This is a genomic window from Pseudomonas sp. NFR09 (assembly GCF_900111535.1).
GTDB classification, from domain to species: domain Bacteria; phylum Pseudomonadota; class Gammaproteobacteria; order Pseudomonadales; family Pseudomonadaceae; genus Aquipseudomonas; species Aquipseudomonas extremorientalis.
Genome location: NZ_FOIH01000002.1, coordinates 646,859 through 672,805, shown reverse-complemented (window position 1 = coordinate 672,805; position 25,947 = coordinate 646,859). Strand labels below are relative to the sequence as shown.

Here is a 25,947-nt window from a genome sequence, read left to right as displayed (position 1 = left end):
GCAGGAGTCGACCATGAGGGACGATAACGACAAAAAAACTGCGGTCACTGTTATGAGTAAAGCTGATGCCTACGCCCAGGCGGGGAAAACTGCTGTACTGCAAAATATCCACGGCACCCTGCAATTCCTGCAACGTTTCCCGCCGTTCAACCAGATGGAAAACGCGCACCTGGCGTTTTTGGTGGAACAGTGCCAGTTACGCTTCTACAGCCCCGGCGACAGCATCCTCAAACCGTCGGGCGGCCCGGTAGAGCATTTTTATATCGTCAAGCAGGGTCGCGTCGTGGGCGAGCGGCCGGACAGCGCCGAAACCACTTTTGAAATCACCACGGGCGAATGCTTCCCCCTGGCAGCCCTGCTCGGCGAACGGGCCACCCGCACCGAGCACAAGGCCGCCGAAGACACCTTCTGCCTGCAACTGAACAAACCGGCGTTTATCAAGCTGTTCGCGCTGTCCAGCCCGTTTCGCGACTTTGCCCTGCGCGGCGTCAGCAGCCTGTTGGACCAGGTCAACCAGCAAGTGCAGCAAAAGGCGGTGGAAACCCTCGGCACTCAATACTCCCTGAACACTCGCCTGGGTGAATTGGCCATGCGCCACCCGGTAACGTGCAGCCCCACCACACCGCTGCGCGAGGCCGTTACGCTGATGCATGAGCAGCAGGTGGGCAGTATCGTGATCGTCGATGAACACAAAGCGCCCCTGGGGATTTTCACCCTGCGCGACCTGCGCCAGGTGGTGGCCGATGGCACCAGCGATTTCAGCCGGGCCATTGAAGGCCATATGACCCAGGCACCGTTTTTCCTGACCCCGGACCACAGCGCCTTCGACGCGGCCATCGCCATGACCGAGCGGCATATCGCCCATGTGTGCCTGGTCAAAGAGCAGCGCCTGTGCGGCGTGGTGTCCGAACGCGACCTGTTTTCCCTGCAACGGGTGGACCTGGTGCACCTGGCGCGCACCATCCGCAACGCACCGCGGGTAGACAACCTGGTAGCGATTCGCGGCGAAATCGGCCAATTGGTGGAGCGCATGCTGGCACATGGTGCGTCGTCCACCCAGATCACCCACATCATTACGCTGCTCAACGACCACACCGTGTGCCGGGTGATCGAACTGACCCTGGCCGAGAAAGGCGACCCCGGCATGCCATTCAGTTGGCTGTGCTTTGGCAGCGAAGGCCGCCGCGAGCAGACGCTGTATACCGACCAGGACAATGGCATCCTGTTCGATGCCAAGGACGCCGCCGAAGCGGCCGAGATGCGTGGCCGGCTGCTGCCGCTGGCGCAGCAGATCAACCAGAGCCTGGCGCTCTGCGGGTTCAGCTTGTGCAAGGGCAATATCATGGCCGGCAACCCGGAGTTGTGCCTGTCGCGGGCTGAGTGGGCGCGCCGTTTCGCAGCGTTTATCCGCGAGGCCACGCCGGAGAATCTGCTGGGTTCCAGTATCTATTTCGATCTGCGGGTGGTGTGGGGCGACGAGCGTGGCTGCGAGCAACTGCGCCAGGGCATTCTGGATCAGGTCGCGGACAACCGGTTGTTCCAACGCATGCTGGCCGAGAACGCGTTGCGCCAGCGCCCACCTGTAGGACGCTTCCGCGAGTTTGTGCTGACCCGTAAAGGGGGCGAGAAAGCCACCCTCGACCTCAAGGTGCAGGGCCTTACGCCATTTGTGGACGGCGCGCGCCTGCTGGCCCTGGCCAATGGCATCCACGCCAACAACACCCTGGAGCGCCTGCGCCAACTGGTGGTCAAGGAAGTGATCGAGCCCCTGGACGGCGCCGCCTACGAAGAGGCCTACCACTTTATCCAGCAAACCCGCATGCAGCAGCACCAGTTGCAGACCCGCGAGAACCAGCCGTATTCCAACCGCGTCGACCCCGACAGCCTCAACCATCTGGACCGGCGCATCCTGCGGGAATCTCTGCGCCAGGCCCAACGCCTGCAAAGCAGCCTGACGTTGCGGTATCAGCTGTGAGCTTGTTCAACTGGCTGCGTACGAAAAAACCGGGGCTCGACAGCACGCAACAACAGCGTCTGGAGCGACTGTGCAAGCCTTCGCCTCTAGGCAACGAACCTTTGCGCAGCCAGCGCTGGGTGGTGGTGGACCTGGAAACCAGTGGCCTGAACCTCAATCGCGACCAGGTGCTGTCCATCGGCGCGGTGGTGATCGAGGACGGCGCGGTGGACTTCTCCCAGATGTTCGAACGCACCCTGCAACGCGCCGAGACCAGACTCAGCCCCAGCGTACTGATCCACGGCCTCGGCCCCAGTGCCATTGCCGCCGGCAGCGACCCGGCCGAGGCACTGCTGGATTTCATGGAGTTCGTCGGCGACAGCCCTTTGCTGGCCTTCCATGCGCCATTCGATCAACACATGCTGTGCCGGGCGCTCAAGGACAGCCTGGGTTACCGCCTGGCCCACCCGTTCCTGGACGTGGCCGACATCGCCCCTTTGCTGTGCCCCGACGCGCATATCCGCGAGGCCGGGCTGGACGACTGGATCAACCATTTCAACCTGCACGTGGGCGAGCGCCATCACGCCAGCGCCGATGCCCTGGCCACGGCGGAGCTGATGCTGATCCTGTTCAGCCGCGCACGGGCGCAGCACATCGACACGCCACAAGCACTGCTAGAGCGTTTGAGCCAATGGAAACGGCGTAAACACGCGCCCTCTTTCTAAGGCCGCCGATCCTTGTGGTGAGCAGGCTTGCCCCGGTACAAACCGACAGACGCCAATTGCGCCCACCCCAAGGCTCTGACACAATCGCGAATAATTCTCGTTAGTTTAAACATCGCGTTTACCAGGTGATGCCTTGTCGTCGATCCAGAACCCACGCAGTGAGCTTGTTGGTGCGTTGTATCGCGACCATCGTGGCTGGCTGTTGGCCTGGCTTCGACGCAACGTCGCCTGCCCGAGCCGTGCCGAGGATTTGAGCCAGGACACCTTCATACGTCTGCTCGGCCGTGATGAGCTGCGCGAACCCCGCGAGCCACGGGCCTTTCTGGTGGCGATCGCCAAGGGCCTGTTGTTCGACTACTTCCGCCGCGCCGCCCTGGAGCAGGCGTATCTCACCGAACTGATGCTGATCCCGGAAAGCGAACATCCCTCGCCGGAAGAACAGCAACTGATCCTCGAAGACCTCAAGGCCATCGACCGTCTGCTCGGCAAGCTGTCGAGCAAGGCCCGCGCCGCCTTCCTCTATAACCGCCTCGACGGCCTGGGCCACGCGGAAATCGCCCAGCGCCTGGGCGTATCGGTACCCCGGGTGCGCCAGTACCTGGCCCAGGGCATTCGCCAGTGCTACATCGCGCTGTATGGCGAGCCGCTGTGACGGTGATCAGTTCCAAACCCGTGTCGGCCCGCGTGCTGGATGCGGCGATTGCCTGGCAGCTGTCCCTTGATTCAGGCGACGGCAGCGCCATTGAGCGCGAAGAGTTCGATAAATGGCTGGCCAGCGATGAAGAGCACGCTCGCGCCTGGCGCCAACTGGGCATGCTCGACCAGCGTTTCAGCATGGCCTCGGGCCCGGCGCGGGTGGCGTTGTTGCAATCGCGCGAAGGCATTCGCCAACGCGTGCGCAAGCTGGGCAGTGGGCTGGCGAGCATTGCACTGGTGATCGGGCTGGCGTTGTTTGCCGGCGAGCGCTATGTGCCGATCCACTATTGGCTGGCCGACCAACGCACCGCCACGGGTGAACAGCGCACGCTGAAGCTGGCGGACGGTACGCTGATCAACCTCAATACCCACAGCGCCATCGACGTGCGTTTTGATGAAAAACGTCGCCTGATCGTATTGCAGGAAGGCGAGATCCTGGTCGAGACCGGCCATAACGATGCCCGCCCGTTCTATGTGCAAACCCGCGACGGCAGCCTGCGGGCGTTGGGCACGCGGTTCATCGTCAAGCGCGAAGACGACGCCACGCGCTTGAGCGTGCTGCAATCGGCGGTGGCCGCCCAGCCCGAGGCGCTGCATCAGGAGCAAATCTTCAAGGCCGGCCAGCAAGTGCTGATGCGCAGCGACGGCCTCGGCCCACTGCTGGCCGTTACCCCCGCCACCGACGCCTGGACCCGCGGCATGCTGGTGGTGGACAACGCCCGCCTGGGCGATGTGATCGAGGAATTGAGCCGCTACCGCACCGGTTACCTGGGTGTGGATAAAAACGTGGCCGACCTGCGCATCACTGGCAGCTTCCCATTGCGCGACACCACGCTGGCGCTTAATGCGCTGCTGCCGACCCTGCCGGTGCAGATCGAGCAGCACACGCCGTGGTGGGTGACGGTGACTGGCAAGGCACCTGCCGCCAAATAAAAAATATTTCCCCCCGCCCTATCACTTTCTGATTCTCGTTCGGCACATAGGCAATTGCGAATTACTTCCATTCAGGAGCCGCCCTATGTCCCGCACGCTAGACACCTTGTTGCGCCCCAGCCTGTTAGCCGTGGCCATTGCCCTCGGCGCCCCGCTGGCCAGCACGTCGCTGATCGCCGCCGAACAGGCGTCCAGCGTGCGCGCCTACAACCTGCCGGCGGCGCCACTGGCCAGCACCCTGAACCAGATTGCCAGCCAGGGCGGCCTGGCACTCACCCTCAGCCCGGCACTGGCATCGGGCAAGACCTCGGCGCCGGTCCAGGGCCAGTTCGACGCACCCGGTGCGCTGCGTGAGGCGTTGCGAGGGACGGGACTGCAGTTGGAACAAAGCAGTGCGGGAACCTACACCCTGGTGGCAATTCCGGAAGGCGTCGTAGCGTTGCCGACCACCAATATCACCGGCCAGGACAGCTATGAAAGCGCCTGGGGCCCGGTCGACGGCTACCTGGCCAAGCGCACCGCCGCCGGCACCAAGACCGACACCGCGTTGGTCGAGGCGCCGCGTTCGATCTCGGTTGCCACGCGCCAGCAGATGCAGGACCGCAACGTGCAGAACCTGGACGATGCGGTCAAATACATGCCCGGCATCGTGTCCGCCAGCTACGGCAGCGACACCCGCTACGACTGGATGCGCGTGCGCGGCTTCGAACCAACCCAGTTTCTCGACGGCCTGCCGCTGCCACGCGGTGTGTACGCCAACCCGAAAGCCGAAACCTGGAACCTCGACCGCCTCGCCCTGCTGCGCGGCCCGGCCTCGTCGATCTACGGCCAGACCCCGCCGGGCGGTTTGCTGGACATGGTCAGCCGCCGCCCCAGTGCTGAATCGAGCAATGCCGTACAGGTGCAATACGGCAGCGACAACTACCGCCAGATCAACTTCGCCAGCACCGGCAAGATCGATGACGAAGGCCAGTTCCTCTATGGCCTCAGCGGCGTGGTGCGGGATGCCGGCACCCAGGTCGACCACATCGATAACAAGCGCTACAACATTGCGCCCAGCCTGACCTGGAACATCGACCCGGACACCAAGCTGACCTTCCTGTCGCAGTTCACTCGTGACGATACGGGGGCCACCAGTCAGTTCCTGCCTATCGTGGGCACCAAGATCAAATCGCCATTGGGCGATGTGTCCCACCACAAGAACCTGGGCGACCCGGACTACGAGTTTTACGACCGCACCTATTACGCGTTGGGCTATGCGTTCGAGCACCGCTTCAACGACACCTGGCAGTTCAAACAGAACCTGCGCTACACCAAGTCGGAGCTGTCGTTCCAGCAACTGACCGTGGGCGCTTATGCCTATTACCCGGTTGACGCTGCCGGTAACATTGGCCGCACCTCGACCAACGTCGACGAGAACATCGGCCAGTTCGCAGTCGACAACAACTTCCAGGCAGACTTCGCCACCGGCGATGTCACGCATACCCTGCTGCTGGGCCTGGATCACCAGCGTACCGATACGTCATACCTGTCGATCTACGGCGGAGCAGGCACCGTCAACATCTTCAATCCTGTAAACACCACGCCGGTCGTACGTCCTCCACGCTCCGATGCGTATTACGATTACAACCAGAAAACCATCCAGACCGGCCTCTACGTACAAGACCAGATGGCCTTGGACAATTGGCGCCTGACCCTGGGCGGTCGTGAAGACTGGGTCCATCAGGGCACGACCTACTTCAATAAGAACGACGTCACCAACACCGACCGCAGCAAGAACTTCAGTGGCAACGCAGCGTTGAGCTATGTGTTCGACTCGGGCTTTGTGCCGTACTTGTCCTACGCTGAATCTTTCCAGCCAGCGAGCAACGCCAGCGTAGACCCACTCAAATCGTACAAGCCAACCGAAGGCAAGCAGTGGGAACTCGGGATCAAGTACCAGCCACCCGGTTCCAACACCCTGTTGAGTGCGGCGGTGTATGACCTGACCCAGAAAAACGTGCTGGTCACCAGCACAGGTGCAGGCGGCCAGGCGGTCACCGACCAGACCGGCGAAGTGAAAGTCAAAGGCCTGGAGTTGGAAGCCGTGTCTGACGTGACCGAAAACCTCAAGGTGATCGCCGCCTACACACTGGCCAAATCCGAAGTCCAAAAAGGCGACTTCAAAGGTAACCGCCTGCAACTGATGCCAAATCAGCAAGCGTCGCTCTGGACCGACTACACCTGGCACACCGGTGTACTGGACGGCTTCGGTATCGGCTTCGGCGCGCGCTACACCGGCAACACCTACGGCGACCAGGGCAACACCTGGCTCGGCAAAGCCAACGCCTACACCGTTTTCGACGGTGCGGTGCATTACGACTTGGGTCGCCTGGACAACAGCCTCAAAGGCGCCTCGGTCAAACTCAATGCCACCAACCTGTTCAACAAGGACTACATCTCCACCTGTGACGGTTCCTACTGCTACTTCGGCGACCAACGCAGCGTCGTCGCCAGTGCCACCTACCAGTGGTAATCGGCTGAGTTAACCACCGGGCCGCCCCAATGGGCGGCTTTGGTGTGTCTGAAGGTTGAAAACATGAAAAGCAAAACCATCCGCCGCTGGTCCTTCATCCACACCTGGACCAGCCTGATCTGCACGGTATTCCTGCTGCTGCTCGCGCTCACCGGCCTGCCGCTGGTGTTTCACCACGAGATCGACCACCTGCTGGGCAACGAGCCCGAGCTGGCGCAGATGCCCGCCGACACGCCGCAGCTCAACCTGGAGCAACTGGTCAGCGCCGCGCAGGCCCATCGCCCCGGCGACGCCATGCAGTACCTGGCCTGGGACGAAGACGACAAGAACGGCGTGATCGCGATCATGGCCGCCACCGCCGGCACCGAACCCAACTCGTCGCACACCTTCCTGCTCGACGCGCGCACCGGCCAAGCCATGGAAACCCCGGCGGCCAACGGCGGGTTCACGATGTTCCTGCTGCGCTTGCATGTGGACATGTTCGCCGGCCTGCAGGGCAAGTTGTTGCTGGCATTCATGGGCGCGCTGTTTGTGCTGGCGATTATCTCCGGCACGGTGCTGTACCTGCCGTTCATGCGCCGCCTGAAGTTCGCCACCGTGCGCCAGGACAAGTCCACCCGCCTGCGCTGGCTCGACCTGCACAACCTGATCGGCGTGGTCACCCTGACCTGGGCGCTGGTGGTAGGCGTGACCGGCGTGATCAGCGCCTGCGCCGACCTGATCATCGCCGCCTGGCGCCAGGACAGCCTCAGCGCCATGATCGAACCCTACAAAAACGCCTCGCCCCTGACCCAACGCGCACCGGCCACCGAACTGCTGGCGATTGCCGCCAAGGCCGCCCCCGGCATGGAGCCGGACTTCATCGCCTTCCCCGGCACACGCTTTTCCAGCGAACACCATTACGCGGTGTTCATGAAAGGCAGCACCCACCTCACCTCGCATTTGCTCACGCCGGTACTGATCGACGCCAGCACCCTGGCTGTCACCGCCGTCGCCGAACGGCCTTGGTACATGGACGCCATGGGCATGTCCCAGCCGCTGCACTTTGGCGATTACGGCGGCATGCCGATGAAGATCCTGTGGGCGGTGTTGGATGGGCTGACCATCATCGTGCTGGTGAGCGGGATCTACCTGTGGATCGTAAGGCGCCGAACATGAAGCCACGTCAGTCGAGTTTCTGGAAGGTCTTCGGGATCCCTCTGGGGATCGGCCTGCTCAGCGCCGTCGGGTTGTTTGCGGCGCTGCTCGGGGATGGGCTGTGGGATTCGCTCAGTTGGCTCGGGCTGGGCATCCCCGCTGCAATTGGTACTTGGGCCTTGATCAAACGGTGAGATAGATTAGCGCAGCCCATTCAGAGGAATGCCCATGTCCGCTCCCAGCATGACCTTGTTCCACAACCCCGCGTCACCGTTCGTTCGTAAGGTTCGCGTGCTGCTGGCTGAAACCGGCCAGCAGGATCGCGTCGCCCTGTACGGCTGCATGCCGACCCCGGTCAACCCGGATGCGCAGGTGGTAGAAGGCAACCCCGTGGGCAAGATCCCGGCCCTGCGCCTGGCCGACGGTTCAGTACTGCACGACAGCCGGGTGATCCTCGATTACTTCGACCACCAGCACGTCGGCACCCCGCTGATCCCCCGCGACGGCTCGGCCCGCTGGCGCCGCCTGACCCTGGCCTCGATGGCCGATGGCATCATGGATGCCGCCGTGCTGGTGCGCTACGAAACCGCCCTGCGCCCGGCAGAAAAACACTGGGACCAGTGGCTCGACGAACAGCGCAACAAGATCCGTCGCACCCTCGCCGAGCTGGAAGCCGACGCGATTGCCGAACTGGCCAGCCATTTCGATATCGCCGCCATCAGCGTGGCTTGTGCCCTGGGTTACCTCGACTTCCGCCACCCGGATATGCAATGGCGCCTGGACAACCCGCAGCTTGCCGCCTGGTACGCCGAGGTCAGCCAGCGGCCTTCGATGCTGCAGACCCAGCCACCGACCTGATGTTCACACCGACCCCATGTGGGAGCGGGCTTGCCCGCGATCGCGGTATGTCATTCAGCACAGCTGTTTCTGAACCACCGCTATCGCGGGCAAGCCCACTCCCACATTGAACGGCGGTGGTATTGAGGAATGTAGCGATCCTTGCGGCTAATTGCGCCCCCACTTGCTGATCCTCGCGTAACCCGATCATTGCACCGCCTCCAGGTCAAACATCAACGGCTCGGCCGCCTTGCGCTTGCCCACGCCATACCAGTCCAACTTGCGCGTCAACACCATCACCGTGCCCAGCAGGCCGAACAGCAGCAACGAACCCATCAGCAACGCGTAGTCCTCGGCACTCAATAACCCGTACAGCAAGCCATACAACGCCGCCAACCCCGCCGAGAAGCCCAGCCCGTGCGCCACGCTGCGCAGCACATGGCACACATAGAAGCCGATCAACAGCACACAGGCACTGGCCGAGGTCAGGTAGGCCAGGGCAAAGCCTATGTGCTCGGACAACGACAACAACAGCAGGTAGAAGAACGCCAGCGCAAAGCCCACCAACGCGTACTGCACCGGGTGCACCGCCAGGCTCTTGAGCACTTCGAACAGGAAGAAGCCGGCAAAGGTCAGGGCGATGAACAGCAGCGCATATTTGATCGCACGGTCGCTCTTGAGGTACTGGTCCACCGGATCGATGAAGTTCACGCCGAAGCTGCGGTTGTTGAAGTCATTGCAGCCCTGCCCGTCCAGGCAGGTTTGCAGAGCCTGTTCGAGGTTGGTGGAGAAGAATGAGGTCTGCCAGTTGGCGGTAAACCCCTTATCGGTGACCTCACGTTGCGCCGGCAGGAAATTGCCGATAAAGCTGGGGTGCGGCCAGTTGGAGGTGAGTGATACCTGGCTGGTCTTGCCCACCGGCACCACTTGCAATTGCTCGGTGCCTTGCAGGCGCAGGTCGAAGGCAAAGTCCACGACACTGGGCTTTTTGCTGTCCTGCTCCGGCAGCGTCACGTGCACGCCTTCACCCAGCCAGTCCACCTGGGAGCCCGGTTCGAACTCCAGCTGCTGGCTGCCCAGCTCCAGCTTCAACGCATTTTCGATGCCGCGAATATCGCTGATGCCCACTGCGAGAAACGCCGGTTCAAAGCGGTAATCGGCGAAGTCTTCGGTGATACCCAACTGCGCGGGCAATTCGAAACGTCCGCTGATACGGTTGTCGGCGTGGAACAGCCGCGCCTGGTAGATGCCCCGTGCGCGCAGTTCGGTCTGCACCTTGCCGTCGAGTTCAAAACGGTCCGGCAGGAAATACAGCCGGCCGCGCTCTTCACGGATGACTTCGTAGCGTTTGTTGAGTTTTTCGTTGAGCTTCCACTCGCGGACGGTCTTGCGATACGGCACCACCATCACCGGGCCGGTGAGGCGCTGGGCGTAGCTGGAGCTGCGGGCGATGTCCATCAGGACGCCATCGCGCAGTTGCTGGCGGTCGCTGATGATGCCGTTGATCATCAGCAACGGAATCAGCAACAGCAGGATCAGCAGCGCAATCGCGCCAAGTTTGAAAAGCAGGCTGCGGTTCATGGGTCTCTCCCTGTTTGGATGGAGGAGAGTCTGGGCAGCCTGTGTGGGAGATTTATGTGGGCAATGTGGAGACTGTGTGGAGATGCAGCACCACTTGCACGCCGCCTTGCACGTTGCCGATCTGCAACGCGCCGCCGTGCAGCTTCATCACTTCCTCGACAAAGTTGAGGCCCAGGCCGGTGCTTTTTCGGCCACTGGCCGGGCGTGGCAGCGAGTAGAACCGTTCGCTCAGGCGCGGCAGGGCGTAGTCGGGAATCGGCGCAGCCTGGTTGAACAGGCTCACCTGTACGTCGTTGTGCCGGGTCTGCGCGCTGAATTTCAAGGTGCCGCCAGGCGGTGTGAAATCCAGGGCGTTATCCAGCAAGTTGCCCAGGGCCTGGCGCAGCAGAAAGGGTTCGCCGTACACCTTCACATCCGCCGCAATCGCCTGATCGACGTGCAACCCGGCGCCTTCGATCCGCGCACATTGCGCCTTGAGAACATCATCGACCATGGCTGCCAGCGGGATGCTCACCTGCTCTTCCAGGCCCTGGCGTTGCTCGACCTGCGCCAGGTTCAGCAGGCGTTCGATCAACTGCTGCAGGCGCGCGCTTTCACTGTCGATATTGCCGACGAAACGCTGCTGTTGCTCACGGGTCATGTCGCCCTGCAACAGCTCTGCCGCGCCGCGTATCGCGGCCAGCGGGCTCTTCAATTCGTGGGTCAGGGTGTGCACGTAGTGTTCGACGTAAGCCTTGCCTTCCAGTTGCGTGCGCATGTGCTCGACAGCGGTGGACAACTGCTTGAGTTCACCGCCACGGTAATGCGGCAGCTCGGCGCGCCGGCCCTCGCTGACCGCCTCGGCGTAGGCCGTCAAACGACGCAGCGCAACGCTCAGCCACCACGACAGCAGCGCGCCGAGCAACAGGCCGAGAATCACCAGGCCCGCGCCGTACCACAGCAGGCGCCGCTCGGTGCGGTCGACGTAGGGCTGCAACGAGCTGTTCGGCTTGGCCACGGTGACCACGCCAATGATCTGCCCGTTGTCACGGATCGGTGCACCCACGTGCATCACCGAGGAAGTGGGGTCATCCAGCTCGCTGCGAGTGGAACGCGCACCGTACTCGCCACGCAGGGTCAGGTACACGTCGTTCCACTTGGAATAGTCCTGCCCCACTGCTTCACCCGTGGAGTCGAGCAGCACGGTGCCCTTGGCGTCGGTCACGTAGATGCGGTGGTTGACCTGGTTCTTCGGCAATCCCCAGATGGTCGCGCCCGGCTGGCGATTGCCGTAGGCCTTGAGCAGTTCGGGCCAGTGGCTTTGGCCGAGGGTGCCGTTCTTCACGTCGTCGCGCAGGATTTCGGCCAGCAGGTTGGCGGTGTCCACCAGGGTTTCTTCGGTGGACTGGCGCACGCCAGGGCGGATTTCCTTCATCACGGTGCTGAGCACGAAGTAGCCGGTCAGGCCGATAAACAGCGCGTATACCAGGAAGATCCGCAGCCCCAGGCGCATCAGCTGTTGCCCGGGCTGTAGCTGTAGCCGAGGCCGCGGTGGGTCTGGATCGGCTCGGCGTCCGCAGCCACGCTGCGTAACTTGCTGCGCAGGCTTTTGATATGGCTGTCGATGTTGCGTTCGTAACCGGCATCCGCCGCCACGCCGACCGCGTCCAACAGCTGCTCGCGGCTGAATACACGTTCAGGCTGTTCCAGCAGGCTTTGCAGCAGGCGGAATTCGTGACGCGTGAGGCTCAATGGCTGGCCGCGATACATGATCTGCATGCGCTCCAGGTCTACCTGGAACACCACCGGCGCAGCTCCTGGGCCAATGCGCTTGAGGATCGCCCTGACCCGCGCCGTCACTTCCCGAGGACTGAAGGGCTTGACCACATAATCGTCGGCGCCGATTTCCAGCCCCACCACCCGATCGATCTCGCCATCCCGCGCGCTGAGGAACATCACCGGCACTTCGCTGAACCGGCGCAGTTGCTTGCAGGTTTCAAACCCGGTGATGTCCGGCAGGCCGATGTCGAGGATGATCAGGTCGGCCGGGGTCTGGCGTTGATGCTCCAACGCCGCCTGGCCAAGTGTCAGCCAGGTGGTGGTGAAGCCCTCGCCTTGCAGGGCGAATATCAGCGTGTCGGCTATCGCCGCTTCGTCTTCGACAATCAGGATGTGGGGCATGGTGGTCGGTCAGCAGTCCGGTTTGTCAGCAGTGTAGCGACGCGCCGGGTTGACCGCAGCGCCGAACTCGCGCAGAGCCTTGGCGCCGATCAGCAGCGGATAGTTGAAGCTGCTGCGGTCGGTGAGGTTGACCTCAACGGTGCGCTTGACGTCGCCCAGGCACATTTCCAGGTCGATCACCGGGCGCTTGGCCACGGTGGCTTCGTCCTTGTCCTCGTCTTCGTCGGCGCGGCTCTTGATCTTGCTGATGCGCGAGACTTTGTGTTCGTAGACCTTATCGGACGCGTCCTTGCCGCCGAGGCGGAAACGCACCCAATCGTCACCGTCACGGGTGAAGGTCTGGATGTCGCGGGCCGACAGCGAGGCGGTCAGCGCGCCAGTGTCCATCTTGGCCTTGAAGGTTTCGCCGATCTCCGGCAACTGGATGTATTCGTAGCGACCGTAGAGGGTCGGCTCGGCGGCCATGACCGGCAGGGCAACCAGGGCGAGGGAGGCAAGAAACAGTTTCACGAAGTGATGTCCTCGGAAAGAAGTAGGCGGATTCTAGACCGCAAAAGCGCCGGTTAGTTAGCTAACCCCACCATACCCGGCACATTGTGAAACATTCGTACGGTGATTTGCGATTTGGCCTCTAGACTCACCTTGCTTATGATGGCCCGCCCACAAGATTCCAAGAGTTACTTATGCGCCGCCTGCTCACCGGCTGTTTCGTCACCCTGCTGCTCTTGCTCAACACCCTCGTGCTGTTCGGCCCGTTGATGGTGTTTGCCCTGCTCAAGCTGGTAGCCCCGGGGCGCTTGCGTGACTACATGTCATGGGCGGTGATGTGGATCGCCGAGACCTGGGCCGAGATCGACAAGCTGATTTTCTCGCTGTGCATCCCGACCCAGTGGGACATTCGCGGCGGCGACGATCTGCGGGGTGACACCAGTTACCTGGTGATCAGCAACCACCAATCCTGGGTTGACATCCCGGCCTTGATCCAGGCCCTCAACCGGCGTACGCCGTTCTTCAAATTCTTCCTGAAAAAAGAGCTGATCTGGGTGCCCTTCCTGGGCCTGGCCTGGTGGGCGCTGGATTACCCGTTCATGAAGCGCTACACCAAGGCATTCCTGGCCAAGCATCCGGAACTGGCGGGGCAGGATCTGAAGATCACCAAAGAGGCCTGTGAGCTGTTCAAGCGCCAGCCGGTGACGGTGGTCAATTATCTGGAAGGTACGCGGTTCAGCGAGGCCAAGCGCAAACAGCAGGGCTCACCTTTCACCCGCTTGCTCAAGCCCAAGGCAGGCGGTGTGGCATTCGTGCTGGCGGCGATGGGTGAACAACTGGATGCTGTGCTCGATGTGACGGTGGTCTACCCGCAAGACAGGATTCCAGGGTTCTGGGATTTGATTTGCGGATCGGTACCGAAGGTGATCATCGATATCCGCACCCGTGAGCTGGACCCGGCGCTGTGGCAAGGAGATTACGAGAATGATCCGGCATTTCGCCAGACCGTCCAGGACTGGGTCAACCAGCTCTGGGGCGAGAAGGATCAGCGCATTCAAAACCTTCTCAAATGAAAGTGTCAAAGACAGTAGGGCTGTTAAACCCTACTGTTTCAAAACTAAAGTTCAAGCCTGCGAGTTTATGCTATTGCAAAAAGTATCTCGTCATTGCTCAGGGCTGTTAGCAAAAAACGAATTGCTAAGAAGAGGCTTCAAACCCGAGCGCAAGTTTTCCGCTGCCTGCGAGATGTCGTCTACAGCAGCCCTAGCTTCCAGCAACGCCTTGTCTGCAGGCCGCTCTTTGGGCGGGGTGATTTCTTTTAGCAGGCCGTCACTGCCCTTCACAAAGAATTTACCGCCTTCAGGGATCACTTTGTCTGCAGGCCACTCTTTGGCCGGGGTGATTTCTTTTGGCAGGCCGCCACTGCCCTTCACAAAGAATTTACTGCCTTCGGGGAACCCTTTGTCTGCAGGCCACTCTTTGGGCGGGGTGATTTCTTTTAGCAGGCCGTCACTGCCCTTCACAAAGAATTTACCGCCTTCAGGGATCACTTTGTCTGCAGGCCACTCTTTGGCCCCGCCACTAAAAGAAGTCAGGAGTTGTTGAAACCCAGCCACCAAATTAGTGAGTGCCCGGTCAGGGACCGACCCATTAATCACCGCGTCCAAGTCATTTCGCAAGTTGTGCAGTAAGTTCGCGTTCAACCCCATATCACGCAAAAAATTGGGGGCAGTCAGCACAGGCTTGGTGCTCTGCAAGTTGGCGCCAATCTGGTTATATTGATTCTGAAGCGTTGTTTGCTGCGGATTAACAGATGTCATTAGTTCACCATTAATTCAGTCGATTTGCCCTTCAAACAGCACCGAAGTGATGCTGCGAAGGGTACAACTGCGTGGCACTCAGACTTCCTACCGTTCCTACCGCTTTACTACAACTCATTGCGCCGATAATCCAACTCATCATGAATAATGACGCAGAAATAATTACAGGAAATGCACTCCTTGGAGAAAGGGCGATTAACCGCCTGTACCCCAGGCCTTGGCCAGCTTGCCCAGCACCGAGCTGCTGGCACCCTGACCACCCAGGTATTGCAGGATCACCGGGGCAAACTGGCCGACCATGCCACTGTCCATGCCCAGGGCGCTGAACGCGGTGTTCAGGTCGTTGGTGTTCTTCACGTTACCCAGCAGGCCATCCAGGCCGCTGGTCTTGCTACCGCCAGCCTGGCCGAGCATCCCGCTCAAGGCCCCGAGGCTGCCCAACGCATTATTCCCCGACAGTTGGTCGAGGCCAGGCACACTATTACCCAGTTGCGAATAGTCGTTGCCGCTCAATTTGTTCTTGGCCAGGCCCAGCATTGCGCCCGTACCGCCGACCGCTTGCTCGGGGGTGATGTTCAGTTGCGAGGTCAGGGCGCTCAGCAACCCGGCCGTCTCGGACGACGGCGCTGCTGCCGCTGCCTTGTTGTTACCACCCTGCATGCCGGAAATGGCATTGGCCGCGTCGCCAAGGCTGAACCCTGCGGCAAGCACCGGGCCGGCTGCCAGGGTCATCAGGCAGGAAAGGGCGAAACCGCGTGAAATCTTCATCGAAACAACCTCTGGGTGTCGGGGTGAAAGCAGGCGTTTGACTGGGTATCCGACGCATTGTTCCTGGCGGGCCGAGGAACCCAAGGGGAATACCAGAGTCCATGAAATGACTTCAACACAGCCAGGAATAGCCATATGAGCGCCACACGCCCCCAAGTGATTGAGCCAACGTCCCCATTCTGGAGCCGCCCACGTGTGTTTATCGGCGCCTGCATGGCCATCGTCGCCGGCCTCGGTGGCGCGCTCTACACCCAGGATAACGTCAAGTCCGCCGCCACCCTGGTGACCACGGCCCAGCAGCCGGCCGCTCAAATCATTGCGCACAAGGATTACCTCGAAGTTGAACCGATCGCCACGGCGGCACCGGAGCCGGACCGCAGCCTGGAACTCTGGGCCATTCCAGAAGGCAGCGCGCCGGTTTCCCTGGGGCTGTTGCCGGAAGATGGCAAAGGCATTATCGGACTCAACCCGCGCCAGCAGAAAAGCATCCGCAAGCCGGTGGAGTTGATGGTGAGTTCGGAGACCAAGGGTGGTTCCATCAGCAAACAGCCGACGGGGCCGACCGTCTACCAGGGCGCACTGGCCACTCGCTGATTCCCCAAACACCACAAACCCATGTGGGAGGGGGCTTGCTCCCGATAGCTGTAGTTCAGTCACAACTTTACTGACTGAGCCACCGCCATCGGAGCCCCCTCCCACATTGACATTCAGTGCCTGGGTGACTTGCTCGTGGCAAGGGATCGCGCTTTATAGTTCGGCCGTCGTCCACATGGCGACACGGGTTTGGCGACCCGGTGAATGGTGCAAAAGCTTCTGCTTTTTTGCAGGCCCTTTTGCGTCCGCAATAGCCGCTTTCATGGTGGCTGTGCGCGGGAGACCTTCGGGTCTGCCGGTTCCATTCCCGGTTCGCCAACCTGCGTACAGCTGCCACCCAATTCGTTTGGCGACGAATATATGTGTAGCCCACCTCTACTTGAATGGGTTCAAAACATGAACCGATACATGCCGCTCACCGGCCACGACAGCGCCACCCCATCCCTGCACACCGACACCCTCGTCCCCCAGGACTTCGACCTGCTATGCGCCATTCCGCTGTGCGACGGCTGCGATTTGCTCGATGTCATCAGCCGGCGATTGCAGGCTTAAAAAATTGCCGCAAAAAGGGCGATGCCCTGTCGCCCTTTCTGTACCTGCGTATGCTATTTCTGGCAGCTTCAAATATACCGACTCCCATATAAAACGAATTTCTCATACCGAATAATTATAAATTACTGTCATTTCTAACAGTACCCCACGCTAGCAAACCGTCTTAGCATTCAGACTTCACCTCACAATTCAATTAAGGATCAGATATGAATTATCAATTCGCCGTAGGGATGCTGGCTGCTTGTGTATTGGCCGGGGGCGCTCATGCAGCTGATATCGAGGACTGCCCGGCAACTAAAACCATTAAATCTGAAGCATTCCAAGAAACCATCCAAGGTAATAGCGTCGACGGTTTCAAATACACCGCCAAGAGCGGTGGTAAGGAGTGGACGGGCCAAACAGGTAACACTAAAGATGATTACCTGGCACCTGAATATGAACTCAAAGCAGAGACGTTCAATGTAGTGAATGGAAAGCAGCGCTGTGACTACGGAGGCAAAACGCTGATAAAAAATGGTGAAACTGCAGTTCCTAATCTAAGACTCACAGCACCGCAATAATTAATAAGGGCGACTTTGCGGTCGCCCTTCCCGCAACCCACAGGAGGCGGGTAATGAGAAGCTCACTGCTTGCAGGTATGTTGGCCACGATGGCCCTGGTGCACACTGTCGGTGCAGCGACCTCCACCTGTCCCTCGATCCAAGCCATCAAACAAACGGAGATGATCAATGGCGGTTACCGCTATGAGGCGTCACAACCTGATGGACGGGCCTGGATAGGTGAAAACCCGTTGGCTGCCGCTTCATACTTGAATGATTCGACCTTTCACGATGCCCGGTACGATGCAAATAACAAAACCGTCACCTGCACCTATAAGGGCCCCATGAATAACGACGCGAGCTTTTCGGTCACGCTCAAACCTGTGTCTGCCTGGAACCTTATCCCTCCTATTGGCGAGTGGAAAGGCACGTATTGCGAAGCCCTGGCAATTTCCAAGTGTTCATTTACGCATCAGTAAAAACGTCATCCGAATCATTCCGACCGTTCACGTTCACAAATCCTCAGCCAGCCGCCGACGTGCTTGCGGAACTGTAGGCCCGGCACGGCCCACCCAAGGCAGCCTTCTCACGATTTTCGACGCGAAGGTTCAGCCACAAACAAGGAACTGTGACGAGATGATCGGATTGATACCCAATATTTTTGCTGCCGCTACCGCACTCAACCTTCTCGATTTTCGCAGGCCACACCAGGCTTCGTCGGGCCAGGCCATCGACATCGGCCAATGCCCAGCCGTCAGCGACATCCACTCCAAACCCTACACGGACCCTGACCTGCCACCGCCCTACGGCGAAGGATATGAATACTCGGCCCACACCAGGGGCAGGACATGGAAGGGCCAGACAGCCGGAACAGATGACGATTATCTAGCCCCCAGGTACGCACTCAAGGCAGAGACCATCACCCAGACAGAGGGAAGGCTACGTTGTGACTATGGCGGAAAGACTGTCGTTGAAGAGGGTGTAACAGCCACTCCCTACCTGCGGCTCAACTCACAATAAATAATAAGGGCGACCCTGGGGTCGCCCTTATTATTTGCCCTGCTCTTTATGCCGCACTGAACAACTTATGCGGATCAATCACAAACTTCTTCGGCACGCCCGCATCGAACTCGCCATAGCCGCGCGGTGCGTCATCCAGGCTGATCACCTGCACACCGACGATTTCAGCAATGTTGATACGGTCCCACATGATCGCCTGCATCAGCTGGCGGTTGTACTTCATCACCGGCGTCTGCCCGGTGTGGAAGCTGTGGGATTTAGCCCAGCCCAGACCAAAGCGAATGCTCAGGCTGCCCATTTTTGCGGCGGCGTCCACGGCACCCGGATCTTCGGTGACGTACAGGCCAGGGATACCGATCTTGCCCGCCACGCGCACCACGCCCATCAGCGAGTTGAGTACGGTGGCCGGCGCTTCGGCCTTGACCCCTTCATGACCATGACCACGGGCTTCAAAGCCCACGGCATCGACGGCGCAGTCCACTTCCGGCTCGCCCAGCAGTGCGGCGATCTGTTCGTGCAACGGGGTGTCCTTGGACAGGTCGGCAATCTCGAAGCCCTGAGCCTTGGCGTGAGCCAGGCGGACCGGGTTGACGTCGCCGATGATCACCACTGCGGCGCCCAGCAGGCGGGCGGAGGCGGCAGCCGCCAGGCCCACAGGACCGGCACCCGCGATGTACACAGTGCTGCCCGGACCAACGCCGGCAGTGACGGCCCCGTGGTAGCCCGTCGGGAGAATGTCGGAGAGGCAGGTCAGGTCGCGGATCTTCTCCATGGCCTTGTCGCGATCCGGCAGTTTGAGCAGGTTGAAGTCGGCATACGGCACCAGCACGTATTCAGCCTGGCCGCCGGTCCAGTCGCCCATGTCAACATAGCCATAGGCGCCACCGGCACGGGCCGGGTTGACGGTCAGGCACACACCGGTGTGTTGCTCTTTGCACGAGCGGCAACGCCCGCACGCCACGTTGAAAGGCACCGAGACCAGATCGCCGATCTTCAGGTTCTCGACGTCGCTGCCCTTCTCGATCACTTCACCGGTAATTTCATGACCGAGCACCAGGCCGGTCTGGGCAGTGGTGCGGCCGCGCACCATGTGTTGGTCGGAGCCGCAGATGTTGGTGGAGACCACGCGCAGGATGACGCCATGCTCGATCTTCCTGCCACGGGGGTCCTGCATTTTGGGATAGTCGATTTTCTGTACTTCGACCTTGCCGTTGCCGAGATACACGACACCACGATTACCAGACATGCTTTCACCTCGCTGTTGTTTTTATGGAACTGCGTTGCCCGTTGGGTGGGCAGCGCGTTTAAGTGCTCGGGTACAGATGCTGTTCTTGCGTTGTTAGTAAGGGCCTCATCGGGGGCAAGCCCGCTCCCACATTCGACCGCATTCCAAAGGTGGGAGGGGGCTTGCCCCCGATGGCGTCAGTCAGAGCACCACCGTCCGATTGGCGTTCAAAAACACCCGCCGCTCAATGTGATACCCCACCGCCCGGGCCAACGTCAGCCCTTCGATATCCCGCCCCTTGGCAATCAAGTCCTCGGGATAGTGGCTGTGGTCCACCACCTCCACGCCCTGGGCGATGATCGGGCCTTCGTCCAGGTCGTTGTTGATGTAATGCGCCGTGGCGCCTACCAGCTTCACGCCCTTGTTATACGCCTGGTGATACGGCTTGGCGCCCTTGAACCCCGGCAGCAACGAGTGGTGAATGTTGATGGCCTTGCCATCGAGCTTGCGGCACAGCTCCGGCGACAGCACTTGCATGTAGCGCGCAAGGATCACCAATTCGGCGCCAGTGTCTTCCACCACCTGCCACACCTGACGCTCCTGGGACGGTTTGTCGTTGGGGTCGAGGGGGAAATGGTAGTAGGGAATCTGGTGCCAGTCGGCCAAGGGTTTCAGATCGGGGTGGTTGGACACCACCGCGACCACGTCCATCGACAGTTGGCCGATGCGCTGGCGATACAGCAGGTCGTTGAGGCAGTGATCGGCCTTGGATACCATGATCACCACTTTTGGCCGGTAGTTCGGCGCCGTCAGCTCGAAGATCATGCCGAAGGCTTCACCGCGGGTGGCCAGACCATCGCGGAACGCCTGTTCGTCAAAACCGTCGGGCTGGCGGAATTCCACGCGGATAAAGAACCGGCCCGAAAGCCGGTCATCGAACGAGTGGTGCTCGGTGACGTAGCAACCCTGCTCGAACAGGTAGCGGGTGACCGCGTCCACCGTGCCGAGCACGCTGGGGCAGTCGGCGGTCAAAATCCATGTATCGGGTGCGCGGCTCATGGCTCATTCCTCAGGCTTGGACGCTCAGGCCGAACTCGGCCGATGCATCCTGCAACCACAACCACCAGTAATCCGAGAAGCTGCGACGGATCACCAGCTCCCAGGTGTCTTCAGCCGTGTGGCGGATCACCAGTTGCGACTTGGCGAACACCGTGCCCACTGCCTTGCCCACCGGGAAGTTGTTGGGGTGTACGTCGTAGCTGGTGGACTTCATCAGCACATCGCGCACGTTCGGGCCGCTGAGTTCGAGGATCTGCTGACCGCCGCTGACATTGACGACCTGGATATGCAGGTCGCCCAGGGCGGCGCGCAGGTTTTGCTCGGCGGCGAATTCTTCACCGCTCGGCACGATCAGCAACCACTCATCCGGGCCGAGCCATTGCAGGCTGGTTTCGCCCTTGACGATCACTTGCAGCGCGCCGGGCAACTCGATGCCGATGGCTTTGTGCACGCCGGCGGCGAAGGCTGCGTCATGGCCGTCGCCACGAATCGTCAGATGGCCCAGGAGTTTCTTTTCACGCACGGTCACGCCGGCGTTCTTGCGGCCCTTGCCGACCAGGCTGGCGAGGTCGGCGTGGTGCAGCGACGACTCGGCCTTGGCGCCGGAGGTGGGGCGTTGTTGGTAAACATTGGCTGCTGTCATAAAGCACCTGTTCTGAATTCTGTTGTGAGGCTGCTGACCTCATCGGGGGCAAGCCCCCTCCCACAGGGGAATGCATTTCAACTTGAGGGAGGGGCTTGGCCTGTCAGATGTTCTGGCGATCGCCTTTGGGGTCGAAGAACACCGAAGAAACAATCTCCGCCTCGATCACGCTGCCATCGGCCTGCGGTGAGAACACCCGCTCGCCGATACGCTTCAAGCCGCCCTTGACCACACCCAGCGCAAACGAATAGCCAAGGGAGTTGTGGGCGTAGCTGGAGGTGACGTGACCGACCATCTTCATCGGGATCGATTGCTTCGGATCAAACACCAGCTGCGCGCCTTCCGGCAGCCACACCTTCGGATCGACCGGCTTCAAGCCCACCAGTTGCTTGCGTTCTTCACGCACACAGTCTTCACGGTTCATGCCACGCCAGCCGATCCACGAGAACGGCTTGGTACGGCCCACGCACCACCCCATGTTCAGGTCATCCGGGGTCATCGAGCCGTCAGTGTCCTGGCCGACAATGATGAAGCCCTTCTCGGCCCGCAATACGTGCATGGTCTCGGTGCCGTACGGGGTCAGGTTGTACTTTTTGCCGGCGCCGACGATTTTTTCCAACACACCCATGGCGTAGTCGGCCTGCACGTTGACTTCGTACGACAGCTCACCGGTAAACGAAATGCGGAACACCCGCGCCGGTACGCCGCCGACCAGGCCTTCTTTCCAGGTCATGAACGGGAACCCGTCCTTGTCCAGGTCGATGTCGGTGACTTCCGCCAGCAGCTTGCGGCTGTTGGGGCCGGACAGGGTCATGGTCGCCCAGTGGTCGGTGACCGAGGTGAAATACACCTTGAGGTCTGGCCACTCGGTCTGTTGGTAGATTTCCAGCCATTGCAGCACACGGGCAGCGCCGCCGGTGGTGGTGGTCATCAGGAAGTGGTTGTCGGCGAGGCAGGCAGTCACGCCGTCGTCGAAGACCATGCCATCTTCCTTGCACATCAGGCCATAGCGCGCCTTGCCCACGTCGAGCTTGGTCCAGGCGTTGGTGTAGATGCGGTTGAGGAACTCCCGCGCGTCGGGGCCCTGGATGTCGATCTTTCCGAGGGTGGACGCATCCAGCAGGCCGACGCTGTCACGCACGGCCAGGCATTCGCGTTTGACGGCGGCGTGCAGGTCTTCACCGTTGCGCGGGAAGTACCAAGGGCGCTTCCACTGGCCGACGTCTTCAAACTCGGCACCGTTCTTCACGTGCCAGGCGTGCAACGCGGTGTAGCGCACCGGTTCGAAGATGTGCCCACAGTGACGGCCCGCTACGGCGCCGAAAGTCACCGGCGTGTAGTTGGGACGGAACATGGTGGTGCCCATCTGCGGGATGGTCACGTTCAGCGAGCGGGCGGCAATGGCCAGGCCGTTGACGTTGCCCAGCTTGCCCTGGTCGGTGCCGAAGCCCAGCGCGGTGTAGCGCTTGACGTGCTCGACCGACTCGAAACCTTCGCGAGTGGCGAGTTCGATGGCGGCGGCGGTCACGTCGTTCTGCAGGTCGACGAATTGCTTCGGCGCCCGTGCAGTCGGCTTGTCGTGCGGTACTTGGTAAACCGCCAAAGTCGGCTCTTCCAGGCGGCTCAGCGCTTTGGGCAAGGTGCCTTCCACCGGCGCGAAACCGGCTTCGCTGGCCGCGCGCACGCCGCCTTCAAAACCATCCGCCAGGGAGTCGCCAAGGCCGTAGACCCCGTTGATCCCACCGACACACACGCGTTTCTGCGGCGCTTCGCCGGGTACAAAACCGAGGATATCTTCACGCCAGGTCGGCTTGCCGCCCAGGTGCGAAGCCAGGTGAACTACCGGGCTGTAGCCGCCGGAGCTGGCTACCAGGTCGCACTCCAGCCATTCGCCTGGGCTGGTGACTTTATGCGCTTTCACATCGATCGCGGCCACGCGGGCGGCGGTCACGTGCTTGCTGCCACGGGCTTCGATCACGGCGCTGCCGGTGAGGATACGAATGCCTTTGGCGCGGGCTTCTTCCACCAGCGCACCGCGTGGGTTGTGGCGAACATCGGCCACGGCCACCACTTGCAGGCCGGCATCGAGCCAGTCCAGGGCAACGCGGTAGGCGTGGTCGTTGTTGGTCGACAGCACCAGCTTCTTGCCCGGTGCCACGCCGTAGCGACGCACGTAGGTGGAGACCGCACCGGCCAGCATGTTGCCCGGCACGTCGTTGTTGCCGTACACCAGCGGACGCTCGCACGCGCCGGTCGCCAGCACCACGCGCTTGGCACGCACACGGTGGATACGCTGACGCACCACGCCAATCGGCGCACGGTCACCGAGGTGATCGGTGAGGCGCTCGTGAATGGTCAGGAAGTTATGGTCGTGGTAGCCGTTGACGGTGGCGCGGGGCAACAGCACCACGTCCGGCAGGGCCTTGAGTTCAGCGATGACGCTGGCAACCCATTCCGCAGCCGGCTTGCCGTCGAGGCTTTCACGCGAATCCAGCAGCGAACCACCGAACTCTTCCTGCTCGTCGGCGAGGATCACGCGGGCACCGCTGCGGGCGGCGGCCAGTGCGGCAGCCAGGCCCGCAGGGCCGGCGCCGACGACCAGCACGTCACAGTGACGGTTGAAGTTGTCGTAGGTGTCCGGATCGTTCTCGGTCGGCGAGCGGCCGAGGCCGGCGGCCTTACGAATGTACTTCTCGTAGGTCATCCAGAACGATTGCGGGTACATGAAGGTTTTGTAGTAGAAACCCGGCGGCATCAGCTTGCCGCCGACCTTGCCGAGGATGCCCATCACGTCATTGTTGACGTTCGGCCAGCCGTTGGTGCTGGTGGCGACCAGGCCTTGGTACAACGCCTGTTGCGTGGCGCGCACGTTGGGAATCTGAGTGGCTTCGGTGGCACCGATCTGCAGCACCGCGTTCGGCTCTTCGGCGCCGGCGGCAAAGATGCCGCGAGGGCGCGAGTACTTGAAGCTACGGCCGATGATGTCGACGCCGTTGGCCAGCAGGGCTGCGGCCAATGTGTCGCCTTCAAAGCCTTTGTAGGTCTGGCCGTTGAAAGTAAACGTCAGGACTTTATTACGGTCGATCCGGCCACCGTTGGACAGGCGATTGGTCTGGCTCATACCTTCTCTCCAGAGGCCTTGGCGGTGAATTGTGGCTTCTCACCGATCTTGTAGGTTTCAAGAATTTCGTAGGTCAGGGTGTCGCGGGTCGCGTTGAAGTACTGGCGGCAACCGGCAGCGTGGATCCACAGTTCGTGGTGCAGGCCGCGCGGGTTGTCGCGGAAGAACATATAGTCGCCCCACTCTTCATCGGTGCAGGCATTCGGGTCCAGCGGGCGCGGGATATGCGCCTGGCCGGATGCGTGGAATTCCTCTTCGGAGCGCAGTTCGCCACAGTGAGGACAGAAGATATGCAACATAGGGAATTTCTCCTGTTAGTGGGCGACGGCCGCAGCGCCGTGTTCGTCGATCAACGCACCGTTGTGGAAACGGTCGATGGCAAAAGGTGCCGCCAATGGGTGCATTTCACCCTTGGCCAGGCTGGCGGCAAACACGTTGCCTGAGCCCGGCGTGGCCTTGAAGCCACCGGTGCCCCAACCGCAGTTGAAGAACATGTTCGGCACCGGAGTCTTGGAGATGATCGGGCACGCATCCGGCGTGGTGTCGACGATACCGCCCCACTGACGGTTCATGCGCACGCGGGACAGCACCGGGAACATCTCGACGATGGCCTGGATGGTGTGTTCGATCACCGGGTACGAGCCGCGCTGGCCGTAGCCGTTGTAGCCGTCGATACCGGCGCCGATCACCAGGTCGCCCTTGTCGGACTGGCTGATGTAGCCGTGTACGGCGTTGGACATGATCACGCTGTCGATAATCGGCTTGATCGGCTCCGACACCAGCGCTTGCAGCGGGTGGGATTCGATCGGCAGGCGGAACCCGGCGAGCGAAGCCATGTGCCCGGAATTACCGGCAGTGACTACACCGACGCGCTTGGCGCCGATGAAGCCCTTGTTGGTTTCCACGCCGATGCACACGCCGTTTTCCTTGCGAAAGCCGATCACTTCGGTCTGCTGGATCAGGTCCACACCCAATGCGTCGGCGGCACGGGCAAAGCCCCAGGCCACGGCATCGTGACGGGCCACGCCGCCGCGCCGTTGCACGGTGGCGCCGAGCACCGGGTAGCGGGTGTTTTTCGAGCAGTCGAGGTATGGGATCTCGTCGGCCACTTGCTTGGCATTGAGCAATTCGCCGTCCACCCCATTGAGGCGGTTGGCGCTCACACGGCGCTCGGAATCACGGATGTCCTGCAAGGTGTGGCACAGGTTGTACACGCCACGCTGGGAGAACATCACGTTGTAATTGAGGTCCTGGGACAGGCCTTCCCACAGCTTCATCGCGTGTTCGTACAGGTGCGCCGACTCGTCCCACAGGTAGTTGGAACGCACGATGGTGGTGTTGCGCGCGGTGTTACCGCCGCCCAACCAGCCTTTCTCGACCACGGCCACGTTGGTGATGCCGTGTTCTTTGGCCAGGTAGTAGGCGGTTGCCAGACCATGCCCGCCGCCGCCGACGATGACCACGTCGTAGACTTTCTTGGGGGTCGGCGTGCGCCACATCTTCTGCCAGTTTTCGTGGTGGCTGAGGGAGTGCTTGAAGAGGCCGAAGCCCGAGTAGCGTTGCATAGTCATTACTCCAA

The 25,947-nt window shown here is 61.1% G+C and carries 26 protein-coding genes; 14 read left to right on the top strand and 12 right to left on the bottom strand.

Annotated features, from left to right (window positions below):
- Window positions 1–52: 52 nt before the first annotated feature.
- The 8 genes from BMX59_RS07080 (at window position 53) to BMX59_RS07045 (ending at window position 8,818) form a co-directional block, all read left to right on the top strand.
- Window positions 53–1,975: a putative nucleotidyltransferase substrate binding domain-containing protein gene (locus tag BMX59_RS07080; RefSeq protein WP_175486660.1), complete on the top strand. Its 1,923-nt coding sequence runs from the start codon at window positions 53–55 to the stop codon at window positions 1,973–1,975.
- Window positions 1,972–2,679, top strand: coding sequence for a 3'-5' exonuclease (locus tag BMX59_RS07075; protein WP_092242222.1), 708 nt, complete (start codon window positions 1,972–1,974; stop codon window positions 2,677–2,679). Before BMX59_RS07080 ends, BMX59_RS07075 begins: the two co-directional genes overlap by 4 nt.
- Before the next feature lie 133 nt (window positions 2,680–2,812).
- Window positions 2,813–3,331, top strand: a complete 519-nt coding sequence (locus BMX59_RS07070; RefSeq protein ID WP_092242219.1) for an RNA polymerase sigma factor — start codon at window positions 2,813–2,815, stop codon at window positions 3,329–3,331.
- Window positions 3,328–4,308: a FecR domain-containing protein gene (locus BMX59_RS07065; protein ID WP_071490276.1), complete on the top strand. Its 981-nt coding sequence runs from the start codon at window positions 3,328–3,330 to the stop codon at window positions 4,306–4,308. Before BMX59_RS07070 ends, BMX59_RS07065 begins: the two co-directional genes overlap by 4 nt.
- A gap of 85 nt (window positions 4,309–4,393) precedes the next feature.
- A complete protein-coding gene (locus BMX59_RS07060; protein WP_093120786.1) occupies window positions 4,394–6,823 on the top strand; it encodes a TonB-dependent siderophore receptor in 2,430 nt (809 codons plus the stop codon).
- Between the two features lie 63 nt (window positions 6,824–6,886).
- Window positions 6,887–7,981, top strand: coding sequence for a PepSY-associated TM helix domain-containing protein (locus tag BMX59_RS07055; protein WP_093120783.1), 1,095 nt, complete (start codon window positions 6,887–6,889; stop codon window positions 7,979–7,981).
- Entirely contained in the window at window positions 7,978–8,154 is a 177-nt protein-coding gene (locus BMX59_RS07050) for a hypothetical protein (RefSeq protein ID WP_093120780.1), read from the top strand. The genes BMX59_RS07055 and BMX59_RS07050 overlap by 4 nt, the downstream gene beginning before the upstream one ends.
- 34 nt (window positions 8,155–8,188) lie before the next feature.
- On the top strand, window positions 8,189–8,818 hold the full coding sequence (locus tag BMX59_RS07045) for a glutathione S-transferase family protein (RefSeq protein WP_092242207.1): 630 nt from the start codon (window positions 8,189–8,191) through the stop codon (window positions 8,816–8,818).
- A 186-nt stretch (window positions 8,819–9,004) separates the two neighbouring features.
- On the opposite strand, the gene creD is transcribed toward BMX59_RS07045, so the two are convergent.
- Genes creD through BMX59_RS07025 form a run of 4 tightly spaced genes read right to left on the bottom strand, consistent with a single transcriptional unit; the run spans window position 9,005 to window position 13,048 of the window.
- Complete coding sequence (gene creD, locus BMX59_RS07040; RefSeq protein ID WP_092242204.1) at window positions 9,005–10,378, bottom strand: cell envelope integrity protein CreD; 1,374 nt, start codon at window positions 10,376–10,378, stop codon at window positions 9,005–9,007.
- 52 nt (window positions 10,379–10,430) lie between these two features.
- Window positions 10,431–11,870: a two-component system sensor histidine kinase CreC gene (gene creC, locus BMX59_RS07035; protein ID WP_092242201.1), complete on the bottom strand. Its 1,440-nt coding sequence runs from the start codon at window positions 11,868–11,870 to the stop codon at window positions 10,431–10,433.
- Window positions 11,870–12,538, bottom strand: a complete 669-nt coding sequence (creB, locus tag BMX59_RS07030) for a two-component system response regulator CreB (protein ID WP_092242198.1) — start codon at window positions 12,536–12,538, stop codon at window positions 11,870–11,872. The genes creC and creB overlap by 1 nt, the downstream gene beginning before the upstream one ends.
- 9 nt (window positions 12,539–12,547) lie before the next feature.
- Window positions 12,548–13,048, bottom strand: a complete 501-nt coding sequence (locus tag BMX59_RS07025) for a retropepsin-like aspartic peptidase RloA2 (protein WP_071494368.1) — start codon at window positions 13,046–13,048, stop codon at window positions 12,548–12,550.
- 173 nt (window positions 13,049–13,221) lie between these two features.
- Here BMX59_RS07025 and BMX59_RS07020 point away from each other — a divergent pair, with 173 nt between their 5' ends.
- Window positions 13,222–14,100 (top strand): acyltransferase, encoded by an 879-nt coding sequence (locus BMX59_RS07020; protein ID WP_092242195.1) that lies wholly within the window; start codon window positions 13,222–13,224, stop codon window positions 14,098–14,100.
- Window positions 14,101–14,190: 90 nt separating this feature from the next.
- On the opposite strand, the gene BMX59_RS07015 is transcribed toward BMX59_RS07020, so the two are convergent.
- Both BMX59_RS07015 and BMX59_RS07010 read right to left on the bottom strand, forming a co-directional pair.
- On the bottom strand, window positions 14,191–14,847 hold the full coding sequence (locus tag BMX59_RS07015) for a hypothetical protein (protein ID WP_092242190.1): 657 nt from the start codon (window positions 14,845–14,847) through the stop codon (window positions 14,191–14,193).
- A gap of 195 nt (window positions 14,848–15,042) precedes the next feature.
- A complete protein-coding gene (locus BMX59_RS07010; RefSeq protein WP_092242187.1) occupies window positions 15,043–15,615 on the bottom strand; it encodes a DUF2780 domain-containing protein in 573 nt (190 codons plus the stop codon).
- 135 nt (window positions 15,616–15,750) lie between these two features.
- Between BMX59_RS07010 and BMX59_RS07005 the strand changes: the two genes are divergently transcribed.
- The 5 genes from BMX59_RS07005 to BMX59_RS06990 all read left to right on the top strand — a co-directional run bounded on the left by BMX59_RS07005 (window position 15,751) and on the right by BMX59_RS06990 (window position 18,320).
- On the top strand, window positions 15,751–16,209 hold the full coding sequence (locus BMX59_RS07005) for an anti-sigma factor domain-containing protein (protein WP_093120769.1): 459 nt from the start codon (window positions 15,751–15,753) through the stop codon (window positions 16,207–16,209).
- 396 nt (window positions 16,210–16,605) lie between these two features.
- Window positions 16,606–16,761, top strand: coding sequence for a hypothetical protein (locus BMX59_RS30415; RefSeq protein WP_170856043.1), 156 nt, complete (start codon window positions 16,606–16,608; stop codon window positions 16,759–16,761).
- A gap of 206 nt (window positions 16,762–16,967) precedes the next feature.
- Complete coding sequence (locus BMX59_RS07000) at window positions 16,968–17,321, top strand: hypothetical protein (RefSeq protein ID WP_092242181.1); 354 nt, start codon at window positions 16,968–16,970, stop codon at window positions 17,319–17,321.
- Between the two features lie 53 nt (window positions 17,322–17,374).
- On the top strand, window positions 17,375–17,779 hold the full coding sequence (locus tag BMX59_RS06995; protein WP_092242177.1) for a DUF3757 domain-containing protein: 405 nt from the start codon (window positions 17,375–17,377) through the stop codon (window positions 17,777–17,779).
- Between the two features lie 157 nt (window positions 17,780–17,936).
- Window positions 17,937–18,320, top strand: a complete 384-nt coding sequence (locus BMX59_RS06990) for a hypothetical protein (RefSeq protein WP_078050475.1) — start codon at window positions 17,937–17,939, stop codon at window positions 18,318–18,320.
- Window positions 18,321–18,366: 46 nt separating this feature from the next.
- On the opposite strand, the gene fdhA is transcribed toward BMX59_RS06990, so the two are convergent.
- The 6 genes from fdhA to BMX59_RS06960 form a co-directional block, all read right to left on the bottom strand.
- Window positions 18,367–19,566, bottom strand: coding sequence for a formaldehyde dehydrogenase, glutathione-independent (fdhA, locus tag BMX59_RS06985; protein WP_016972852.1), 1,200 nt, complete (start codon window positions 19,564–19,566; stop codon window positions 18,367–18,369).
- A 180-nt stretch (window positions 19,567–19,746) separates the two neighbouring features.
- Complete coding sequence (gene purU, locus BMX59_RS06980) at window positions 19,747–20,604, bottom strand: formyltetrahydrofolate deformylase (protein WP_005792124.1); 858 nt, start codon at window positions 20,602–20,604, stop codon at window positions 19,747–19,749.
- Between the two features lie 10 nt (window positions 20,605–20,614).
- Window positions 20,615–21,247: a sarcosine oxidase subunit gamma gene (locus BMX59_RS06975; RefSeq protein ID WP_092242174.1), complete on the bottom strand. Its 633-nt coding sequence runs from the start codon at window positions 21,245–21,247 to the stop codon at window positions 20,615–20,617.
- Window positions 21,248–21,350: 103 nt separating this feature from the next.
- Complete coding sequence (locus BMX59_RS06970; protein WP_093120763.1) at window positions 21,351–24,368, bottom strand: sarcosine oxidase subunit alpha; 3,018 nt, start codon at window positions 24,366–24,368, stop codon at window positions 21,351–21,353.
- Complete coding sequence (locus tag BMX59_RS06965) at window positions 24,365–24,667, bottom strand: sarcosine oxidase subunit delta (RefSeq protein WP_010207083.1); 303 nt, start codon at window positions 24,665–24,667, stop codon at window positions 24,365–24,367. The genes BMX59_RS06970 and BMX59_RS06965 overlap by 4 nt, the downstream gene beginning before the upstream one ends.
- Before the next feature lie 15 nt (window positions 24,668–24,682).
- Window positions 24,683–25,933, bottom strand: a complete 1,251-nt coding sequence (locus tag BMX59_RS06960) for a sarcosine oxidase subunit beta (protein WP_093120760.1) — start codon at window positions 25,931–25,933, stop codon at window positions 24,683–24,685.
- Window positions 25,934–25,947 lie beyond the last annotated feature (14 nt).

Coding starts and splice junctions, on each gene's coding strand:
- BMX59_RS07080 (WP_175486660.1), top strand. CDS start 53: ATGAGTAAAGCTGATGCCTACGCCCAGGCGGGGAAAACTGCTGTACTG.
- BMX59_RS07060 (WP_093120786.1), top strand. CDS start 4,394: ATGTCCCGCACGCTAGACACCTTGTTGCGCCCCAGCCTGTTAGCCGTG.
- BMX59_RS07055 (WP_093120783.1), top strand. CDS start 6,887: ATGAAAAGCAAAACCATCCGCCGCTGGTCCTTCATCCACACCTGGACC.
- BMX59_RS07050 (WP_093120780.1), top strand. CDS start 7,978: ATGAAGCCACGTCAGTCGAGTTTCTGGAAGGTCTTCGGGATCCCTCTG.
- BMX59_RS07045 (WP_092242207.1), top strand. CDS start 8,189: ATGTCCGCTCCCAGCATGACCTTGTTCCACAACCCCGCGTCACCGTTC.
- creD (WP_092242204.1), bottom strand. CDS start 10,378: ATGAACCGCAGCCTGCTTTTCAAACTTGGCGCGATTGCGCTGCTGATC.
- creC (WP_092242201.1), bottom strand. CDS start 11,870: ATGCGCCTGGGGCTGCGGATCTTCCTGGTATACGCGCTGTTTATCGGC.
- creB (WP_092242198.1), bottom strand. CDS start 12,538: ATGCCCCACATCCTGATTGTCGAAGACGAAGCGGCGATAGCCGACACG.
- BMX59_RS07020 (WP_092242195.1), top strand. CDS start 13,222: ATGCGCCGCCTGCTCACCGGCTGTTTCGTCACCCTGCTGCTCTTGCTC.
- BMX59_RS07015 (WP_092242190.1), bottom strand. CDS start 14,847: ATGACATCTGTTAATCCGCAGCAAACAACGCTTCAGAATCAATATAAC.
- BMX59_RS07010 (WP_092242187.1), bottom strand. CDS start 15,615: ATGAAGATTTCACGCGGTTTCGCCCTTTCCTGCCTGATGACCCTGGCA.
- BMX59_RS07005 (WP_093120769.1), top strand. CDS start 15,751: ATGAGCGCCACACGCCCCCAAGTGATTGAGCCAACGTCCCCATTCTGG.
- BMX59_RS30415 (WP_170856043.1), top strand. CDS start 16,606: ATGAACCGATACATGCCGCTCACCGGCCACGACAGCGCCACCCCATCC.
- BMX59_RS07000 (WP_092242181.1), top strand. CDS start 16,968: ATGAATTATCAATTCGCCGTAGGGATGCTGGCTGCTTGTGTATTGGCC.
- BMX59_RS06995 (WP_092242177.1), top strand. CDS start 17,375: ATGAGAAGCTCACTGCTTGCAGGTATGTTGGCCACGATGGCCCTGGTG.
- BMX59_RS06990 (WP_078050475.1), top strand. CDS start 17,937: ATGATCGGATTGATACCCAATATTTTTGCTGCCGCTACCGCACTCAAC.
- fdhA (WP_016972852.1), bottom strand. CDS start 19,566: ATGTCTGGTAATCGTGGTGTCGTGTATCTCGGCAACGGCAAGGTCGAA.
- purU (WP_005792124.1), bottom strand. CDS start 20,604: ATGAGCCGCGCACCCGATACATGGATTTTGACCGCCGACTGCCCCAGC.
- BMX59_RS06975 (WP_092242174.1), bottom strand. CDS start 21,247: ATGACAGCAGCCAATGTTTACCAACAACGCCCCACCTCCGGCGCCAAG.
- BMX59_RS06970 (WP_093120763.1), bottom strand. CDS start 24,368: ATGAGCCAGACCAATCGCCTGTCCAACGGTGGCCGGATCGACCGTAAT.
- BMX59_RS06965 (WP_010207083.1), bottom strand. CDS start 24,667: ATGTTGCATATCTTCTGTCCTCACTGTGGCGAACTGCGCTCCGAAGAG.
- BMX59_RS06960 (WP_093120760.1), bottom strand. CDS start 25,933: ATGCAACGCTACTCGGGCTTCGGCCTCTTCAAGCACTCCCTCAGCCAC.